This is a genomic window from Kaistella haifensis DSM 19056, from assembly GCF_000735695.2.
Classification (GTDB): domain Bacteria; phylum Bacteroidota; class Bacteroidia; order Flavobacteriales; family Weeksellaceae; genus Kaistella; species Kaistella haifensis.
The window spans coordinates 24078-44721 of record NZ_JASZ02000021.1 but is presented as its reverse complement, the minus strand read 5'-3'; the positions used below and the strand labels follow the sequence as shown (position 1 = coordinate 44721).

The following is a 20644-nucleotide window of genomic DNA, read 5'->3' as shown; positions in this document are numbered from 1 at the left end:
GCTTCTGAAATAGACATTAATATTGGACTAATATCATTTGAAACGTCTATTATTTTTGCTGTTAAATTATCTTTAGACTTCTGTGAAAAATAGAAGTTTGTTTTTTCTTCATATTCATATTTTTCAGAAAACACTTTTAGTGCTTCTATGAAATAAGGACTGTGCGAAGTCAACAAAATAGGCATTTCTAATTTTTTGCTTATTAAAACTAAAATTTCTGCATATAAAACTTGCCAATTTGGGTGTAGATGAATTTCTGGTTCGTCAATAATTAATAATGTTCTTGAATTCAACTGATGATTTTTTAATAAAAGTATCATTGTCAATAAATGAAATCTTATTATAAAATCTATTATAATGTTTTGTCCATTTTAATTGTAAAGCAGAAAACGTATTCAATAATGTAGGTTTATTAATAAATTTTTCTTTATTAAAAACAAAAACATAATTCAATCTTAAATCAGAAACTTCATCTTTGGATATTAAATAAGAATTTTCATTCAAAAAATTATAAAAAGTAACAAAACTTTCAACTGCCTTTAATCTCAATTGACTTGTGAATTTTCTATCTTTAAATCGTGCTTGATTAACATCTTTAAATTCAACAAAATCAATATTTTCACCAAAAATAAAAAGAGTATCACTGGTTTTTAAATCTTTACAAACATCATCATAATTGAAATTTTCTTTAGAAGAAATAATCATAGAGGTTCTTTCATTTTCTTCAAAGCAAAGTTTTGTATAAGTTTCTTTTTTTACTCTTTCTTCAAAAAATTGTTTGATTTCTTCGTGCTTACTCATTTTCGATATCAGATATTTTAAAATGTGCTTCTGAAATAGACATTAATATTGGACTAATATCATTTGAAACGTCTATTATTTTTGCTGTTAAATTATCTTTAGACTTCTGTGAAAAATAGAAGTTTGTTTTTTCTTCATATTCATATTTTTCAGAAAACACTTTTAGTGCTTCTATGAAATAAGGACTGTGCGAAGTCAACAAAATAGGCATTTCTAATTTTTTGCTTATTAAAACTAAAATTTCTGCATATAAAACTTGCCAATTTGGGTGTAGATGAATTTCTGGTTCGTCAATAATTAATAATGTTCTTGAATTCAACTGATGATTTTTTAATAAAAGCTGGATTAAACCAAATCCTTTAATTCCCAATGCAACATTATCAATATTTATTTCTTGACCATTTTTTTCATATAAAACACCTTGAAAAACATCTACTACTATCCTTCCATTTATTATTTCAGATATAATTTTAATTATTTTATTAATTTGATTTTCATCATCTAATATGAAATTTGATTCATTGGCCAAAGCAAATTTTAAATGACTTTTCTTATCTCTGGAAAATCTTTTCTCATAAAGGATGGAATCTTGCAAACTTTTATCAATTAATGATGGAGATTCTATAAAAAAAGAATTATTAAAAAAAATATTTATATTCTTATTAAGTTCAGAATTAAAATTATATTGCAAAGTCGCTGTACCTTCAAGATCCTCAATAAATATACTTGTTATTTTTTCTTCATTAAAAATAGGTTGTATGTCATCATTAAATTCAATTAGAAAATAATCATCAATTTCAAAATTTTTATTTTCAATAGAATTAAATTCAAGATCATTTTGATATTTAATAAACTTACAATATCTAATAAGTTGTTTTTTTTGAGTTCCTACAAAATTTTCGGCTAAACTTTCAATTTTAGAAATCCATTCATAATTAATTCTACTTGTTTGATAAATGGAAATATCAATATCTTTATTATCTCTTAAAATTTTAAGAATATTTTGATATAATCTTCTTATACTATCATTCTTTTCAGATATAAATATATCTTCATCAGGATTTAAACCTCTAATTAAAGAATAGAAAATTTTACCTATTGTACTCTTTCCAGAGTCATTTGGTCCTGCAATTAAAGAAATCCCCTTAATTTCAATAGCAGCATCAGAAATAATTCCAAAATTTTGAACAGAAATTTTCATTAGAAATGTTTTGTTTCGTAAAGTTATAAAAAAAATCTAAAAATCTAATGTAAATGGTGCTTCTTCATCACTCACAATTCCTAATGCATCGTAAATATACTGATAGGTTGAAAGTAAAACAGGTTTTCCATTGATGATGGTCACATCATGTTCGAAATGCGCTGATGGTGAGTTATCGAGTGAAGTCACTGTCCATCCGTCGCTATGAAATTTTACTTTTTCAGTTCCTAGATTAATCATCGGTTCGATGGCGAGTACGATTCCGTCTTTCAACACTTTTCCACTACCTTTTCTACCATAATTGGGAACTTGCGGATCTTCGTGCATTTTTCTACCCAAACCATGTCCTACCAATTCACGAACCACGCCGTAACCGTGTTTTTCACAATATTCTTGAATCGCGTGTGAGATATCTCCTACTCTTTTTCCACGAACGCATTGCTCAATTCCTTTGTATAGAGATTCTTTGGTTACTTTCAGTAATTTTTTGGTTTCTGGAGCCACTTCCCCTACTTCGAAAGAATAAGCGTGATCACCATAAAAACCATTCATATAAACTCCACAATCCACAGAAAGAATGTCTCCTTCAACCAAAGGTTTATCGTTTGGAATTCCGTGTACAACCTCTTCATTGGGAGAAATACACAAATTTTTTGGGAAGCCGTACATTCCTAAAAATGCAGGTTCACCACCATGATCGCGTATAAATTCGCCACCAAGTTTATCCAAATGATTGGTCGTCACACCTGGCTTTATCTCTTTGGCGAGCATGCCTAAAGTTTTGGAAACCAATTGTGCGCTTTCCTTCATAAGTCGCAGTTCGTCGAGTGTTTTTAAAATAATCATAACTAATAATTCTTACCAAAAGAGCCCTTTTTTCTTCTCTTTCTTCATTTTGGAATAAGGTAAAACTTCTTTACCTTCGACTCTGAATTCTATCCTTTCATTGATGATATTATAGATTTCACCCCAACCCGGAAAACCTCCTAAATTACGGTCGTCGATAAATAAATCTGCATCGATTTTTCTGGAAGCGGCATTAGAATCAAAAACTTCCCCTTCAAAACTTGAATTTACGGCATAAAATTCTACACCATTTTTTTTACAAAATTCTACGGCTTCATCTAAAGATTGCCCGTGTCTATACGTCCAAAGAATAAGTCTATACCCTTCAGACTGAAGTTTTTTGAGCGTTTCGAATGCGAAAGTTTTGGGTTTACCAATTCCCGGATATGCATCTTCTACAATAGTTCCGTCGAAATCAATGGCCAATTTTTTATTGCTTTTCATGTGAATAAAATTTCAGATTGCAAAGATACGAAAATAAAAGAGCGATTGAAATACTCAACCGCTGGTGTTAAAAGAAAATTAGCAAAATAAGGGATTAAGATTTCACCCATTTGAATTGATATTGCAAATCGGGAGTAGCAATTCGGTCGGTAATTTTTTGTAATCTTCCTGGAAGTTTCATCAGATATTCCTGTGCTTTTTCGGCTTTTTCGTTAAGTCCGGAGATGTGTTCTATCTTCCAATCATTCAGTAAATCACTTAAAATATTGATATAATCTTGTCCAGTATAGACCATGGCTCTTTGTGCCGCATCCGAAAAATGGTCCCAAAGTTCTCCAGCTTTTTGGCCGGATTCGCGCATCAAATGTGCGGGCATCACGATTTTTTTTCGCATCATATCTTCGAAAGCAAGCATCATTTCGGATGGATCTAATTCGAAAATTCGGGTTACAAAATGTTTGTAAGCTTTTGCGTGTCGTGCTTCGTCCGCAGCAATTACACCACACATTCTAGAAAGTTTGGTGTTCCCAGTTTGTTTGGCTAAGGAACCTACTCGTCGGTGCGAGATATTGGTTGCCGTTTCCTGAAAACTGGTGTAAACAAAGTTTCGGTAAGGATCCATGGAGGTTCCGATATCGAAACCATCCTGAATTAAATATTGTGTGGTAATCTCTACTTCGCGCATATTTACACGACCACAGAGATACAGGTATTTGTTGAGTAAATCACCGTGACGGTTTTCCTCGGCAGTCCAACTTCTAACCCATTGCGACCAGCCGGAACTATTTTCGGGTTCCACCCCATCAATTCCCATAATCCAAGATTCGTAGCTAGGTAGCGCTTCTTCGGTAATACAATCTCCAATTAAAGTTACGAAGAGATCATAATCCATTTCCTGAGCGTAAGTTTGTAGCTCTTCCACATCGTATTTGAAGGTTTCAGCGGAAGGATCCGGAAGGAAATCTGTGGGTTGCCATATTTTTTCAACGGGAGTTAGATAGGAATTGATGAAATCGTTCACTTCTTTGCCCAAATTCCTCATCACTTCCAATCTTACTAATTTATTGTACATCTTTTTTTTACTTTTTATAAAGGACAAATATAACCTAAAAATATTATTTTAAGCATAATATTTAAAAAAACGGAGATTAAATAATTTTTTGGCTTATACGAAAAATGAACACCCTTGTGGTCAAAGAATAAATTGTATAAGAGTTCGGAAATTAAAATTCAGGGCACTTAGAAGGTTTTTTTAGTTCTCCAAAGCAATTTTCTTTAATTACAATCGAATTAATAAAATTTAAACTGATTAAAAAGGATAACCAATCGCAATATTCAAAACTAAATTTTGTCGACGCCAATCTTTATTTCCAAAATCGATTTTATCGAACATCCAACGATCATTTTTCTCGTAGTAAGGTACCCGCAACGGCATTGCCAAATCAAGTCGAAGAAGCAGAATAGAAAAATCCAAACGCAGTCCAACGCCCGCTCCTACGGCCATTTCGCTCAGCCAATCTTTGGAAAATTTCGCTCCTGGGCGCGTTGCATCTTCATTGACCAGCCAAACATTTCCTGCATCTGCAAAAACACCTACATTCAAGAATTTATAAATATTGGCGCGATATTCCAGATTGGTTTCCAACTTAATGTCGCCGGCTTGATCGAAAAACAATTGGCCGGTTTGCGTCCGCGGATCATAACTACCAGGACCTAAAGTTCTCGCCCGAAATGCGCGAATACTATTGCTACCTCCGGAAAAAAATTGTCGGGAAAATGGAACCGTGAGCGAATTTCCGTACGGATACGCAATTCCAGCAATTACTCGCGCGGCAACACTTTGTTTAGTGGAAAGTTGATGGTAAAATCTAAAATCGTTTTCCATTTTGGCATACTGACTGAAAGGCACCCCAAAAATCTGCTTTTCTTTGCCTTCTTTAGCATTAGCTCCTGAGATTAAGCCTGTGAGATTTCCCGCCAAATCAACGTAACCGCGATAGTACATCGTGTTGGTTTTAGGCAACATAGTATTAGTATAGGTGTAAGAATAAGTAGGCCCGTAAATTAATTGCTTCTGAATTGCCTGCTGCAAATATGGTTTGTCCTGAATATAATTTTGGTAAACTTCCGTCACATTTTCAGGTGCTACCAAGGTAACATCTAGCAGTTTCAATTCATGCTCCTTTCGGATATTTTCTTTCCACATATATCCAAACGACGCATTGAAATTGTGCAAAGTGTACCATTTGCTGCGGCTTACATATTCATAACCGATTTCGGCATTGGTACGCGGCACAAATGCGCTTGAGGATTGAAAATTAAAAGGTGTTAACAATCTTGGAACAGACAATTGAACATTCGCGCCCGCTCGATAGATATTGCCTTCCCCCCGTTCGTAAGCGGAAGATCTCCCACCCATCTGCATATCAAAAGAACCGAAAACAGATGCCTTCAATTGTTCCGCACCTCGGAAAATATTTCGATGGGTCCAATTGAGATTGAGTTCTGAACCTGCATAATTTGCCGAATTGGTTTTACCCAAAGCTTCCACTCTTAAAGACTGAAATTCCTTAGGAGTCAGCAAGTAATAGGCATCAAATTTATTTTTTAAACTATCAGAAATTACGAATTCATTTTTTACGAATTTGAAAACTCCAAGACTGATCAATCGGTTCAAAGTCAAATTATGGTCCGCACGATTGTAGATGTCGCCTTTTCTAAAATATAGCGCCCTTTCAAACATGACCGGACGAAATTTTTTCTTGGGATCAACATAATAAAAATCCTTGTAAGCTTCTATGGAATCTATATTTACAGGGATTTTATATACATTTTCTTTCACATCGCGTAAGTTGTAATCGGCATAGACAATTACATTATTGATGCTGAATTGCTTTTTGGCCAATTCTGGCGTTTCTTCTTTCAATTTTACAGCAAGTTCGACCTCCGGCTTGTTGGTGACGGTACTGTCGGCTTGAACAATGATATTATCCGGATGAAAGTAATAAAAACCATTTTCCTTCATCCGATTATCAATTCTCTCACGCTCAGCTTTGATGACATCGAGGTCGAAAGGTTTCCCTTTTTTCAGTAATGTTTGATCTTTTACCAATTGAATTTCACGGTTAATTTTGGTGCTATCTTCCGGGAATTTCACATCGCTGATGAGATATCTTGCGCCGGTTTTCACATCATAAACTACTTTTGCAGTTTTCCCATTGATAATAGTATCGTACTGTGCTTTCGCATTGAAATACCCTTTATTTTCAGAGTAATTTTCAATGATATCTTTGTTAAATTCGCGGTCTACATCGCCCAAAAGAACAGGTTTCTGCCCCACTTTATTTTTCAGCCAGTTGGTAATTCCTTTGTCTTTTTTGGGTTCCGGAGTAATATTGTAAATCCAAACACGTGGACGCAAACCCAAAATCGAAGAATTCGGTTTTGGCGTAAGATTATCCTCCAAACCATCTTTTAATGAGGATTTTTCTTTCTTGGAAATCGTGTCATTAATGATATTAATTTTCGCTCCAGTGTAAAGTTTTTCGTTGGGTTGTAATCTTTCGGTTCCGCATGAAAAAAGAAGTGCTGCGACAGAAAAACCTGTAGCTATTTTAATATTTTTAAACTGAATTGTATTTCCCATAAATTTCATCATCAATTATTTGAATTCAACTGCGCTATTTTTCTGCAATGCTTTTTTGGTTCGTCGGATCTCACGGTTTTGTTTCGCTCTTTGGAAAATATCTTTGAAATCAGTATAATCTAAAGTGATGACAAACCCAACTCCAGTTTCGATAATTTGGCCTTGCAAAGCTACTTGATACTGATTTTTCCGATATGCACGGAGGGTATATCTGCCATCTTTCGATAAAGCGTAATCTGCAGTAATATTACCCGCAATATTGGTCATTTCTTCGTTTTGTCGCGCTTCTCCTTCGATTCCGAAATTGCTTCCAACGGTGATTTTCAAGCGATCATTTAATAGTTTTTTACTTAAATTAACATTCAAATCAGTTCTTGTATTTTTATTTCCCGAAGAATATTCTTCATAACTATCAAAATCGAAGGTCAGATCTACACCAGCTATTAAATCCTGTGCAATATTATTGAGTTGCTGGGACAAGATTTGGCTCACACTCTGCCTCGCCATCGTACCGGCAGAAATTCCGCTTTGACTTTGGAAAGGGTTATCGCCAATGAAACGATTCAAAATCAAGAGTGCAAAAACCTGTTTGTTGAGTTCCGATTCATCGCGACGGAGCTGGGTCAGCTTAGTTTCAACATTATCGATAACTTCCTGATTAACAGCGTTGTTATTTTCGTCCGTTTGAATATCGAAAGAAATCACCGGTTTCAGCAATTCTCCTTTTAAAACCAATAAAGTATTGAAAGGAATCCTCTGTTTATAATAATTCAGCTGATCTTCGGAAAGTTGCTGCTGCACCAAATCAATTGGCGCTGCATTCGTTTTGTAAATCGCAGTAAGATCCAGGTTTGCGGTGGTTGGTTCGCCGGTCCAAGTGATGGTACTACCCTTTTGGATATCGAATTTTCTTTTAATCATGTTAAAAGACATTTCGTACGCTCCACTTTCTACCTGATAAACACCTACCAACGTTGTTTTTCCCGATGGATCCACACCTCCCGTCAATTCAGCTTCACCTTGAAGTTTTACGAAATCTCCGCTGGCTTTATCGATTAATAATGAAATTTTAGCTTCTTTGGTTAAAGAAATATTCACATTCACGTCCATTCCTTTGATGCCGGTTTTCGCATCGATACTGTCGGCTTCTATGGTTTCATTGAGAACAATTTGGTCCTGATCGATAAATTCCACAATACCTTCTCGATCTTTTAACGTAGGCGATGATTGCGGGATCACAAAGGTAAAATCGGTTTTGTCGGTGACTGCTAATTTACCATCTACCTGTGGCAAATCCAAATCTCCGGTAATACCAAGGTCGGCATCAATTGCCAAAATTCCGAACATCATCTTATCGTTATCCGGTTGTGAATCTACGGCCATGAAATCTCTTGCCCTAAGTTTTAAATCAAAAGCGAAATCCTGATAATTTTGGGTTAAAATATCGCCATCAAAGGTCAATGCATTTCCTTGTGAATCCTTCACTTTAAAATCATCAAACACAATTCCTCTCGGTGCAAATCTTATTTCATCATCAAGATGTCTGAAATTGCTTCCCGTTTTCACAATTTCTAATCCAACATCGTTGAATTTCAACTTCCCTAATATTTTAGGACTTTCGGTTTTCCCCGTGATATCGAAATTTCCGGAGAGGTAACCTTCAGTATTTTCAATGGCATTTAGCGTAAAACCTTGAACCGATTTCATTTGCAGTCGATTAATATTCGCTTCTAAATCGAGCAATTGCGATTCTATATTATAATCTCCCGTAATTTGCATATCGTTTTCAAAACCAGTAAGTGCAACATCGGCATACAAAAGTTTTGAAGTTTTAGTGTTCACTTTTGCCGCGATATTTCCGACTGGATTTCCATACATTACCAAATCTGTAACATTTACATCCGAAGTGAAATTGAGGTTTTTATAATCCTTTAACCTTACGTTTCCATCGATTGTTCCTTTTGCCAAAAGAGAATCCTTTTTCAGCATTTCGGTGATGGTTTCTATTTTAAAATTTTTCAAATCCACATTCAACGGGCTATTCGCGGTTTCATTTTCAGAATTAATTGCAAGGCTGCTTTCCCCATTGCTGAGGACAAAATTGCGAGCGAAAATTCCATTATTCCCAAAACGTAGCACATTATCTGGCGCGACATTCCAATTACTGTAATTTAATTTTAAACCATCCGGATTCAAAGAGATTTGTGTTGCATTTTTCAGCGATTGCGCATTTCCGGCAATCAAAAATTGTTCAACATTTTTCTCGTCTTTTGTAGAAACTCGGTATTCAATGACATTGTTTGCAACATTTCCGGTTGCAGCAAATTGATTCAGCGCCAATTTTTCACTTGAAATTTTCTGAGCTTCAAGTTGATATTGCAATGCATCATTTTCATTATAAATTCTAAACGAAGCATTTTCAATTAAATTTTCGCCATATTTTAAATTCGGAATTTGCGCATTAACAGTGATGTTTTGGGAATCTGCGTTGTAATTTCCGTTCATGGTAATCGTTTCAAAACTTTTGAGTTCCGGAACGAATTTTCGGATCAAATTGTCATCTTTCAAAGTAGCTGTAAAATCAAAATATTGATGCGGATCGATTCGCTGTTTTTTCTTGCCCAAATCATAGTAATTGCTCACTGTATTTTGCAACGCGCCGAAAATTTGCGATAGTTTGTATTTTCCGGTCATGGTAAAATCCGCAACATGAGAATTGAAATACAAAGCGTTTGAATTCGCCGTAGTTTCAGCTTTCAGACGCATCTGCTGAATTGGGAAAACTTCTTTAGTATCTGAAATTGCAAACTGATCCAAATTCAAATAACCATTCAAGAAATCAGGATTTAAATTGCTGAATTCACCATCAATGTTTCCTGCCAAAATCAGCGGGTTTTGATAAAAACCTAATTTATAAAGATCGAGTTTGGTGATCGTTCCACCCAATTTTACGCTTGAATTTTTATCATCCAATTTTCCGGAAGCCAATAAATTAAGATTTGCATTAGGATCACGTGAGAGTAGATGAACATTATATCTGCCAGAATTCAATTTCCCGGAAACATCAACATTTTGATAGCGGTACTTTTGATAATCAAATGCTGCCAAATTTCCTTTAAAATCTAAAGTTCCGTTTTTAAAATCAAAGCTTCTTCCTTTTGCACTCAAAGTTCCTCGAACAATCCCTAGGTCTTTATTTTGGATAATTTTTCCGATCTGCAAATTCATTAAATTCGCATTGACAACATACGTTTCAGCATTTTTTTTACGCATATCAACCACTGCATTCAGCGCTACATTTCCCAAAGTTGACACCATTTTCAGTTTCGTATCGACCACTTTTGTTGTTCCGCGGGCAACTCCCGAAATCGCAAAATAAGAAGGCAGAGAAATATTGGAAGGAAGGGTATTTTTCGGCAAAATCTTCAGAATAGTTTTTGCAGAGGAGCCTAAATTTCGAATTTTCAAATCATAAAATAACTTTTCGGGATCGGTTGCATTTCTTACCACGCCAGATAGTGCCAACTTTAAATCACCCAATCCGGAGGCTTGTAGATTGGCAATTTGCATCTCATTCATCGTTCCTTTTATCCTTGCGTCCAAATTGATAATACCATTAGGATAAGTATTGAAAGGTGGTGTATTTCGCAAATCCGGAGCGAAATTTAGCAAATCTGCCAAGCCAATTTTTGAATTATAGATATTTGCTGAAACACTTACTGCACCAGGATTTGCGGATAGTTGTTCTATGGAATTATAATTCAATACGATTTCGTCACGCAATACGGTTCTTGAAGTTTCTAAATAAAGGTTTTTCAGGTAAGCTTGCCTTTCGCCATACACAAAGTCGGTATTGAATTTTCGTATTTCTAAGTTGTTCTTCTCCTTAATTTCAGCTTTTTTTACTGTTCCTGCGAACGTTCCATTCTGCATTTTAAAATCTCTCAAATCAAAATTTATTTGAGAAAAATCGAGATGGTTGAAATCCATTCCCCGCGATTTTTTGGGCATCGCGGTATTGTTGTATGAAACCTTTACATCATCTAAAATAGCTTTACCCAGAAGCAGATCCAGCGATTTTTCGGCAGGTGATGGAAGATCAGAGTCTGTCGCTTCTTTTTGAGCTGCCGAGAACATTTTCGCATCAATATTTGCACCTTTCAAAAGAAATTGATCGACCTCATAACTCTGGTTTTCAATATCGATTTTATTAATTTTTGTGGTAAGTTCATTAAAAAGAATTTTTGCATACGTTTTTGAATTATCGTCGCCATAATCTACATTAAAATTGGTGAATTTTATTCCATTTAATGCTAATTTCATTGGTTTTTTTGCTCGAAGCGAATCCGCCTTTTCATCAACAGTTTCGGCAACTTCTTCCAATAAATCTTGCTTCAATCTTAACTTCAATCCATCCAAAACAATATTTCCCACGGCATACGAATTGCGATCAAGATCGAAGGTTTTCACCCGAGTATCGAAATATTTAAATTTAAGACTAATATCATTCCTGGCTTGATTGTCTATAAAGGAAACATTGATATTCTGCAACTTAATTTTATCTAAAGAAATGACGAATGGCTTGCTCTCGCTTTCCTGAGAATCTTTTCGGGCAAAAGCATCGATAAAATAATCGAAATTAAAAGAACCATCTTTGTTTCTTACAACATTAGCTTTCACCCCGTCCAAATCGATAGAGGTAAGATCGATGGTGTTTTTAAAAATCTTGGGAATGTTTAAACCGACATCAAATTTTTTGGCATACAGCAATGTATCCACGGTTTGGCCTTGCAGATACAGATTTTCCATCACCAAACTATTCGGAAATGTAACATAGAACCGGTCGAGAGAAACTTTGGTTTTGACCTTCTTCTCTAAATATATTACCAACCGATCTTTTAAAAAATTTTGAATTACGGGTAATTGTAAACTCAGAACACCTGCGCATAAAATTGCTACAAATATTCCGAAACCGATGAGAATTTTTTTGAAGTATTTTTTTGTGTTTGCCAAACCTTTTTTTTTACAAAAATATTTAATCTTAAATGAAATATGGTCAACTTTTGCTAAATTAATTGCACCATTTTTAAAATAAAGCTATTTACTAATTTTCAGCCACTTCCAATTAATTATACAAGATAGTTATGATGTAAATAAAATAAAATACCATATTGAAGATTTTACAGTTCTATTAATAATAGTATTTTTGTTTTATGAAACTGCGAAATCTCAAATATCCTTTGATCATTGCATCAGCGATTTTCATTAATTCCTGTTCCACACAGCAACCAGCAAAATCTGTTCCTAAAACTAGAACTGGACCAACTAAACCTATTGCAACTAAACCAAATCCTCCAGTTTCAGATTCGGAGAAAAAAATCACGGTAAATCTGCCGGAAATTAACAGAGAATTTCGTGCAGCATGGATTGCTACGGTTGCGAACATCAACTGGCCGACAAAAAACACCCTTACTACACAGCAACAAAAAGATGAGGCAATACAACTTCTCGATCTGCTAAAGGATGCCAATTTCAATGCTGTTATTTTTCAAGCTAGACCTTCTTCCGATGCCTTATATAAAAGTGATTTGGAACCTTGGTCCTATTTTTTAACAGGACAAACCGGAAAAGCTCCTTCTCCGCTTTACGATCCGCTGGAGTTTTGGATTTCCGAAGCCCATAAAAGAGGAATGGAACTTCATGTGTGGATGAATCCTTATCGGGCACATCATACCACAGGTGGAAGCGTAACATCTTCAAGTATGGCAGCAAAAATGTCCGAAAGTACCTACCGCTTGAAAAACGGAATGTATTGGATGGATCCTTCGGATGAGCGCGTTCAGAACCATGTTTCCGCGGTAATAAAAGATTTAGTAAAAAGATATGATATCGATGCGGTGCATATCGATGATTATTTCTATCCTTATAAAGAATATCATGGTGGAAAAGACTTTCCGGATGACCGAACCTGGAATGCCTACAAAAAAGCAGGAGGAAACCTTTCTAAAGCGGATTGGAGAAGAGCAAACGTGAACAAAATTATAAAAAGACTCCACGATGAAATTCATCAGGAAAAGCCAACCGTAAAATTCGGAATCTCACCGTTCGGAATCTGGAAACCTGGTTTCCCAGCAGGCGTAACCGGTTCTTCACAATATGATGAACTTTATGCTGATGCAAAACTATGGCTCAATGAGGGCTGGTGCGATTATTACTCTCCACAACTATATTGGAAAGAAGGCGGTGCACAAAGTTTTTCCGCATTGCTGAAATGGTGGAAAGATGAAAACATTAAAAACATCCATCTTTGGCCAGGACTGAATACAGTCGCTGTAAAATCAGACAACAAACCGGCGGAAATTATCGGACAAATGAGTACCATCCGCAGAATGATGCCAAAAAATACCGCCGGCGAAATACATTACAGCATCGATGGACTGAAGAAAAATCCGGAAATGTTGAGAGAGATAAAAAAACTTTACAAAGAAGATGCATTGGTTCCGGTAAGCCCTTGGATCAAAGCAACAAAACCTGCAACGCCAAATATTAAGGTTGAAAAATCTTCGGAATCTTACAAAATCAGTTGGAATTCAAAAGAAAAGGTTTTTCGATGGGTTCTTTTCGCTAAGTATGGAGATATCTGGATTACCGATGTACTTAACCCTGATCAGTTAAGTAAAAGTATACCTGCAAACCAATTTGGGAAAAAGCTCAATACTATTGCAATTATAGCGATTGACCGCTTGAGCAACGAAAGCGATTATGCTGCGGAAAAATTCTAAATATTTTTGGTAAGTATTGCCAAATACTGGTTGCTATCGTCTTCGAAAATAATTTTTACGTCGAAACCGTATTCCTCGGCAATTTCCTGCATGGTAAACTGATCGATATAGAGCCAGCCAAACCAATCTGTTAACAGCTCGTGATATTCGTAGCGGCACTTTACTTCTCCGTAATAACGATCGGAAGGCATTTGAAATTCTTCATACATATAATCGATATCGCAGGAATCGAATATGATTTGCCCATTTGGAAGAAGCAGTTCATCTGCTTTTTCGAAGAATTTTCTAAGACCATCAACCGTTGAAGAAATTCCGATTCCGTTCATCAGCAAAAGCAAAGTATCAAATTTTTGTCCGGAGAACTTAAAGAAATCTTCGCAGATTACATTTACCACGCCTCTTTCGTTCATTACCTTGCAAGCATTTTGCGAAATTTCGAGGGCAGTAACAGGAATTCCTTTTCGTTGTAATTCGATCGCATGCGAACCTGCAGCTGCTCCAATATCAAGGGTTTTCCCTCTACAGTTTTCTATGGCAACTTGTTCCAGTTCGGGCATGGTATCCAAATTTCTAAAATAATACGAAACCGGCATTTCTACCTTAGGACCAAATTGATCGTGAACAAAAAGTTGATATCTGTGGGGAGTAAAATAGAAATCGTAAATTGCTTTTCCCGGAAGATCTGGATCAATCTCAAAAGTTGTGTGCAAATTGAAATAAGTTTTCGATTTTTGCAGTAAACTTTAAGAACATTGGATCATTATCTGGAACTGCTGAAACATATTCTGCCTGAATTTTTAATTGAACATTTTGATTTAACGAAGCAAACCACCGAGGGTGAAGTGATGCACCTTTATTTTGAGGAGAAAAATAACCCACCCAAAGAAGTTTCAAATCGAATTTTAACAGCACACGGATTCCATAAGGAGATTACTATTCAAGATTTTCCCCTGCGTGGAAACGCCGTTTACCTGCATATTAAAAGACGCAGATGGCTGGATAAGAACACAAAGCAAATCGTGCAGAGAGACTGGAACTTAGTGGCAGAAGGCACCCGTTTAACCAAGGGGTTTGCCGATTTTTTAAAAGAAATCTGTCGATACCCGACCTCTTGATTGTAAAACCATTGCTGAAATGTACGGTGTGGCGGGTAAAAAATTCCAGCGCCAATACAAAAACAGAATTAGTGATTATAAAACCTGGAAAGAGAAATCCCATGCACAGGAATGGCTCATTTATCCCGAAAACATGTCACAATCCTTGTCGATAGATGAAGTAGCCTTGTCCAGCGGTGAACTTTATACTGTGGTCACGTCTAAAAAAGCGAAAGGTAAAAAAGGCTGCCTGGTTGCCATTATCAAAGAAACCCGCGCAGAAACCGTCATAGAACATTTACTGAAAATCGACCGTAAATTAAGGTTAAGCGTAAAAGAAATCACTCTAGACATGGCCGGTTCCATGAAACTCATTGCCAAGAGATGCTTCTCCAATGCCAAACGGACCATTGACCGATTCCATGTACAGCAACTAGCCTCAGAAGCCCTGCAGGAAATCCGTATCAAACACCGATGGAAAGCTATAGAGCAGGAAAGCGATGGCATCCTGAATGCCAGGAAAAATAAAGAAATCTACCAACCGGAACTGTGTTCAAATGGAGACACCAGAAAACAGCTCCTGGCACGAAGCAGGCATTTGCTGTATAAGAGTTCCTTCCACTGGACCGAATCCCAGAAAGAACGCGCCCAAATCCTATTCAGTGAATATCCGGATATCCACAACGCTTACCAACTAACAGAAGATTTAAGAAACGTCTACCACAAGAAAAACACCAAAGAAATCGCTATGTTAAAATTAGCAAGATGGTATCACCAGGTAGAAGTCTCCGGCTTTAAATCTTTTGCTATCCTGTTAAAAACGTTTACCATCCACTATAACGATATCCTAAACTACTTCAATCATAGAAGTACGAATGCATCCGCAGAATCTTTCAATGCAAAAATTAAAAAATTTAGAAGCAACTTCAGAGGAGTTAGGGATCGGGCGTTTTTTCTATTCAGACTACAAAACATTTTTGCTTAAACACAAGTTTTGGTACTGATCCGAAGATCTTGCATACCTTTGAAATAAATATAAAAAAAAGACTGTTCCAAAGAACAGTCTTGCTTAGTAGCGGGGACACGACTCGAACGTGCGACCTCCGGGTTATGAGCCCGACGAGCTACCTACTGCTCTACCCCGCGTTATTGTGGTGCAAATATACAACTTTTTTGTAATGTTCCAAATTTTTAGCAAAAAAAATTATAAATCAATTTTTCTTAAATTTGTATATGGCAAAAATTCTGAAAATATACCCCGAAAATCCTCAGGAAAACCTTATTGCTGAGGTCATTAAAACTTTGAATGATGGAGGCATTATTATTTATCCATCCGATACTGTCTATGCATTAGGTTGCAATATTTTCGACATCCGAGCGATGGAAAAGCTGGCGCAAATCAAAAAAGTAAAACTTGAAAAAGCACAGTTTTCGATTATTTGCAATGATTTAAGCCATCTTTCCAGTTTCACACGTCCCATTGAAACCTCAGTATTCAGATTTTTGAAAAGTAAAATTCCGGGACCTTTTACATTTATTCTAGATGCCAATAAAAATCTACCTCTCGCGTATAAGGGAAATAAGACGGTGGGAATTCGCGTTCCCGACCACCCTATTCCTCAACGGATCGTAGAAAAACTAGGACATCCAATTGCTTCAACATCGATTAAAGATGATGATGAAGTTATTGAGTATTCCACCAATCCGGAATTAATTGCTGAAAAATACGACCATATTGTAGACATTGTGATTGATAGCGGATACGGCGATAATGTTGCATCCACCATCGTAGATCTTACCAGTGGCGAGCCAGAAATATTAAGACAAGGAAAAGGAGAAATTTGAATGTAAAAAAAGAATTCAACAAAAAAGACTTCAAAGCTAAATTACCATTAATGAAAATCATTACTTCACCTGCGAAGCTCATGAATATTGAAAATTCCACAGAGCTTTTCAAAACTACAACTCCAAAATTTATTGAAGAAGCCGCTTTTATTCAAACCTTTTTGAAAGAGAAAACACCTAAATATTTATCCGAGCTGATGGAAATATCCTCCAAACTCGCTGATGAAAACTGGGAACGAAACCAAAAATGGAAAGCTAAACCCACCGCGAAAGAATCTGCTCCAGCAATGTTTGCCTTTACCGGCGAGGTTTGCCGAGGTTTGGATGCGAAAACTTTAGATAAAAAAGCAATTGATTATCTTCAAAAAAATTATCGAATGCTCTCTGGGCTTTATGGATTGCTGAAACCTTCGGATAAAGTGATGCTTTACCGCCTAGAAATGGGAAGAAATTTCGAATTTGATCATTATAAAAATCTTTATGAATTTTGGCGAGAAAAAGTAACTGATCAACTGAATAGTGAATTGAAAACCAATGATTTAGTTTTGAATTTGGCGAGTTCAGAATACATCAAAGTCATCGACAAAAAGAAACTGAATGCACCGGTTATCGATTTTGATTTTTATGAAATAAAAGATGGAAAACCGAAAACCATCGTGGTTTATACCAAGCATGCAAGAGGTCTCATGGTTCGATATTGCGCTGAAAATCAAGTAAAAACATTAGACGAAGTGAAAGGTTTTAATTTGGAAAGATATCGAATTGACGAAAAACTATCAACCGATAAAAAATTGGTTTTCACGCGATAAACAAAATAAATTTTTAATTATTTTTAAGACGAAAAATGAATTATCATACAAGAAAATGGATCAAACCTGAAGATTTAAACCCCAATCATACGCTTTTCGGAGGTAGATTACTTCAGTGGATTGACGAAGAAGCTGCTCTTTACGCTATTGTTCAGTTGGAAACTCCTCGTTGCGTGACCAAATATATTTCCGAAATCAATTTCATCAGCTCAGCAAGGCAGGGCGACATTATCGAAATAGGAATTGAAGCAACTGATTTTGGAAAAACTTCGATTACTTTAACTTGCGAAGTACGAAACATGATGACTCGGCAAACGATTATTACCATTGATAAATTGATTTTTGTAGGTGTAGATGAAGCTGGGAAACCTACCAAACATGGGAAAACAAAAATTGAATTTATCGCAGATCGGTTGAAAGACCAGGGACATAATTCATGAAAAATTTAATCGCTTTTTTAAAATAAGGTGAAATATATTTTACCTTAAAAAAAACTTGTAACAAACAAAAGAGTATTGAGATTATGGAAAATCATCATCCACATCCCACCGAAAAAATTTCCCCGAGTTCTGTGTACTTTTGCCCGATGGAATGCGAAGGCGAAAAAGTATATTTTACTCCCGGAAAACGCTGTCCGGTTTGCAACATGTTCCTAGTTCCGATCGAAGAAAGGGCTGATTACCAAAATAAACCTGCCACTTTCTCCAAAACAAATCTCCCGGAAAATTTCAAAGAAAAAATCGGTGAATATTTTTGTCCGATGTTCTGCGAACGCGATAAAACCTACAATTCCGACATTGGTTGCCCGGTTTGTCACATGCATTTGGAGGAAATTACCCCGGAATTATTGGCGGGAAGTTCTATACAAGAAAACCATCAACATGCTCATTCAAAACCAGCTCAAAATCAGGAAAATGCAGGAAAATATTACTGTCCTATGTTTTGTGAAGGCGATAAAGTGTATGATTCCAACGTAGGATGCCCTGTTTGCGGAATGGATTTGGTAAAAATTCCCGAAAAAAAGAAATCAAAATATACTTGTCCAATGCATCCCGAAATTGTAAAAGATGAACCGGGAGATTGTCCGATTTGCGGGATGGATTTGGTACAAATTCCGGGAAAATCCGATGAATTTGCAGAAGATAATACTGTAAAAATTTTATCACGAAAATTGTGGATTGCTGTAGCTTTCACCATTCCGGTTTTTATTCTTTCGATGGGTGGAATGTGGATTAAATGGCCGTTTTCGCATCAAGTTCAGGGAATTTTGGAATTGATTTTAACGCTTCCGGTTTTGTTTTATGCAGGTTGGTTTCTCATCGTTCGTGGCTACCGTTCCTTCAAAACTTGGAACCTAAATATGTTTTCGTTGATTGCTTTGGGAGTTGCTGCAGCTTTTCTTTTCAGTATTGTTGCCTTACTTTTTCCTAATATTTTTCCACACGAAATATCGCACGAAGGAAAAGTTCCGCTTTATTTTGAGGCTGTTTCTGTAATTCTTACTTTGGTTATTTTGGGACAATTGATGGAAGCAAAAGCACACCAAAGAACAGGAAAAGCTATAGAAGAACTCATGAATCTGTCTCCCGATGAAGCCAACTTAATGATTAACGGAGAAGAAAAAAGAGTTCCGCTTTCCGATGTAAAAGTTGGAGATATTTTGCGTGTAAAACCAGGGGAAAAAATTCCTGTTGATGGGAAAATTTCAGAAGGAAATTCTACGGTTGATGAAAGTATGATTACCGGAGAACCGATTCCTATAGAAAAAAAACAGAATGATCGTGTAACTTCCGGAACCATCAACGGGAATGGAGTTTTCCTCATGAAAGCTGAAAAAGTGGGCGACGAAACGTTGCTTTCGCAAATCATTAAGATGGTGAACGAAGCCAGCCGAAGCAAAGCGCCGATTCAGAAATTAGTTGATCAAGTATCAAAAATTTTTGTTCCGACCGTTATTGCGATTTCGGTTCTTACTTTTTTTGCGTGGTATATTTTCGGTAATGAAAACAGGTTAATTTATGCATTTGTAAATGCCGTTGCAGTACTTATCGTGGCTTGCCCATGTGCTTTAGGTTTGGCAACGCCGATGAGTTTGATGGTAGGAATTGGAAAAGGTGCGAAAAACGGAATTCTCATTAAAAATGCTGAAGCTTTGGAGCAAATGGAAAAGGTAAATATTTTAATTACCGATAAAACAGGAACATTGACCGAAGGAAAACCTAGTTTGGATGAGATTTTTGTTTCGGAAACTTCCAATAAAAATTTAATTTTAAAATTAGCTGCATCTCTCAATCAAAATTCCGAACATCCTTTATCCAATGCTGTTTTGGTAGAATTTATAAAAGAACATCAGGATTTTGAAAAAGTTGAAAACTTCGAAAATATTGCAGGAAAAGGAATCAAAGGAACGATTCATTCCGAAATTATTTTGCTTGGAAATGAAGCTTTATTGAAACAATTTAATATTACAATTCCGGAAAACATTAAGCAGAAAGTAATTGAGAAACAGAACCTTGCAAAAACCGTTTCGTTTGTGGCTAAAGGAGGAAATGTCTTAGGATTTTTAAGTTTTTCGGACAAAATAAAAGCAACTTCCAAGGAAGCCGTTGATTTTCTTCAAAAAAATAATGTTCAAGTCATCATGATGACTGGTGACAATGAACAGACCGCAAAAGCCGTCGCAACGGAATTAGGCATCAAAAAATATTTTGCAAGCCAACTTCCTCAAGACAAATTAGCAGAAATTAAAAAGCTTCAGGCTGCCGGAAATATTGTTGCGATGACCGGAGATGGAATAAATGATGCGCCTGCTTTGGCACAAGCGAACGTAGGAATTGCAATGGGAACCGGAACCGATGTTGCGATTGAAAGTTCTGAAATCACGCTATTAAAAGGTGATCTTCTGGGTGTTGCAAAAGCGAAAATCCTAAGTGAAAAATTATTAAGAAACATCAAACAAAATCTCTTTTTCGCATTTTTTTATAATACGATTGGGATTCCAGTAGCTGCAGGATTGCTTTATCCGTTTTTCGGAATTTTGCTAAGCCCCATGATTGCAGCGGCAGCGATGAGTTTCAGCTCGGTTTCTGTAATTTTAAATTCGTTACGATTGAATAACGCAGATTTGAAAGTTTCGGAAAAATAAAAATGGTAAATCAACAACAAACAAGAAAACT

Annotated in this window: 16 protein-coding genes and 1 tRNA gene; 7 read left to right on the top strand and 10 right to left on the bottom strand. The window is 36.1% G+C overall.

What is annotated here, in order from left to right:
* The 8 genes from AP75_RS09780 to AP75_RS09745 all read right to left on the bottom strand — a co-directional run.
* A partial coding sequence (locus AP75_RS09780; RefSeq protein ID WP_158212074.1) for an AAA family ATPase occupies nucleotides 1-293 on the bottom strand: 293 nt, incomplete at its 3' end.
* The gene (locus tag AP75_RS09775; protein WP_088264495.1) at nucleotides 265-801 is read right to left on the bottom strand and encodes a hypothetical protein; all 537 of its coding nucleotides are present in this window, start codon (nucleotides 799-801) and stop codon (nucleotides 265-267) included. The genes AP75_RS09780 and AP75_RS09775, both read right to left, overlap by 29 nt.
* Nucleotides 794-2002, bottom strand: coding sequence for an AAA family ATPase (locus AP75_RS09770; protein ID WP_088264493.1), 1209 nt, complete (start codon nucleotides 2000-2002; stop codon nucleotides 794-796). The genes AP75_RS09775 and AP75_RS09770 overlap by 8 nt, the downstream gene beginning before the upstream one ends.
* A gap of 36 nt (nucleotides 2003-2038) precedes the next feature.
* Nucleotides 2039-2848 (bottom strand): type I methionyl aminopeptidase, encoded by an 810-nt coding sequence (gene map / locus AP75_RS09765; RefSeq protein WP_031502476.1) that lies wholly within the window; start codon nucleotides 2846-2848, stop codon nucleotides 2039-2041.
* Nucleotides 2849-2860: 12 nt separating this feature from the next.
* Complete coding sequence (locus AP75_RS09760) at nucleotides 2861-3292, bottom strand: BT0820 family HAD-type phosphatase (protein ID WP_031502478.1); 432 nt, start codon at nucleotides 3290-3292, stop codon at nucleotides 2861-2863.
* 94 nt (nucleotides 3293-3386) lie between these two features.
* The gene (locus tag AP75_RS09755; protein WP_088264491.1) at nucleotides 3387-4364 is read right to left on the bottom strand and encodes an acyl-ACP desaturase; all 978 of its coding nucleotides are present in this window, start codon (nucleotides 4362-4364) and stop codon (nucleotides 3387-3389) included.
* Nucleotides 4365-4601: 237 nt separating this feature from the next.
* Nucleotides 4602-6938, bottom strand: coding sequence for a translocation and assembly module lipoprotein TamL (gene tamL / locus AP75_RS09750; protein WP_031502481.1), 2337 nt, complete (start codon nucleotides 6936-6938; stop codon nucleotides 4602-4604).
* 15 nt (nucleotides 6939-6953) lie between these two features.
* Nucleotides 6954-11951, bottom strand: coding sequence for a translocation/assembly module TamB domain-containing protein (locus tag AP75_RS09745; protein ID WP_088264489.1), 4998 nt, complete (start codon nucleotides 11949-11951; stop codon nucleotides 6954-6956).
* 200 nt (nucleotides 11952-12151) lie between these two features.
* On the opposite strand from AP75_RS09745, the gene AP75_RS09740 reads away from it, so the two are divergent.
* Entirely contained in the window at nucleotides 12152-13720 is a 1569-nt protein-coding gene (locus AP75_RS09740; RefSeq protein ID WP_088264487.1) for a glycoside hydrolase family 10 protein, read from the top strand.
* Here the strand turns inward: AP75_RS09740 and AP75_RS09735 are convergent.
* Nucleotides 13717-14430: a class I SAM-dependent methyltransferase gene (locus AP75_RS09735; RefSeq protein WP_242589797.1), complete on the bottom strand. Its 714-nt coding sequence runs from the start codon at nucleotides 14428-14430 to the stop codon at nucleotides 13717-13719. The genes AP75_RS09740 and AP75_RS09735 overlap by 4 nt on opposite strands.
* A 42-nt stretch (nucleotides 14431-14472) precedes the next feature.
* Here AP75_RS09735 and AP75_RS09730 point away from each other — a divergent pair, with 42 nt between their 5' ends.
* Nucleotides 14473-14835, top strand: coding sequence for an ISAon1 family transposase N-terminal region protein (locus tag AP75_RS09730; protein WP_031504482.1), 363 nt, complete (start codon nucleotides 14473-14475; stop codon nucleotides 14833-14835).
* Nucleotides 14836-14854: 19 nt separating this feature from the next.
* Complete coding sequence (locus tag AP75_RS09725; protein WP_088264485.1) at nucleotides 14855-15799, top strand: ISAon1 family transposase; 945 nt, start codon at nucleotides 14855-14857, stop codon at nucleotides 15797-15799.
* An 88-nt stretch (nucleotides 15800-15887) separates the two neighbouring features.
* On the opposite strand, the gene AP75_RS09720 is transcribed toward AP75_RS09725, so the two are convergent.
* Nucleotides 15888-15960, bottom strand: a tRNA-Met gene (locus AP75_RS09720).
* A gap of 87 nt (nucleotides 15961-16047) precedes the next feature.
* On the opposite strand from AP75_RS09720, the gene AP75_RS09715 reads away from it, so the two are divergent.
* The 4 genes from AP75_RS09715 (at nucleotide 16048) to AP75_RS09700 (ending at nucleotide 20613) form a co-directional block, all read left to right on the top strand.
* Nucleotides 16048-16659 carry an L-threonylcarbamoyladenylate synthase gene (locus AP75_RS09715; RefSeq protein ID WP_031502135.1) on the top strand — a complete coding sequence of 204 codons (612 nt, stop codon included), beginning with the start codon at nucleotides 16048-16050 and terminating at the stop codon, nucleotides 16657-16659.
* A gap of 50 nt (nucleotides 16660-16709) precedes the next feature.
* A complete protein-coding gene (yaaA, locus tag AP75_RS09710) occupies nucleotides 16710-17468 on the top strand; it encodes a peroxide stress protein YaaA (RefSeq protein WP_031502134.1) in 759 nt (252 codons plus the stop codon).
* Between the two features lie 35 nt (nucleotides 17469-17503).
* Nucleotides 17504-17908: an acyl-CoA thioesterase gene (locus AP75_RS09705; RefSeq protein WP_031502133.1), complete on the top strand. Its 405-nt coding sequence runs from the start codon at nucleotides 17504-17506 to the stop codon at nucleotides 17906-17908.
* Between the two features lie 83 nt (nucleotides 17909-17991).
* Nucleotides 17992-20613, top strand: coding sequence for a copper-transporting P-type ATPase (locus tag AP75_RS09700; protein WP_034766696.1), 2622 nt, complete (start codon nucleotides 17992-17994; stop codon nucleotides 20611-20613).
* The last annotated feature ends 31 nt before the right edge of the window (nucleotides 20614-20644 follow it).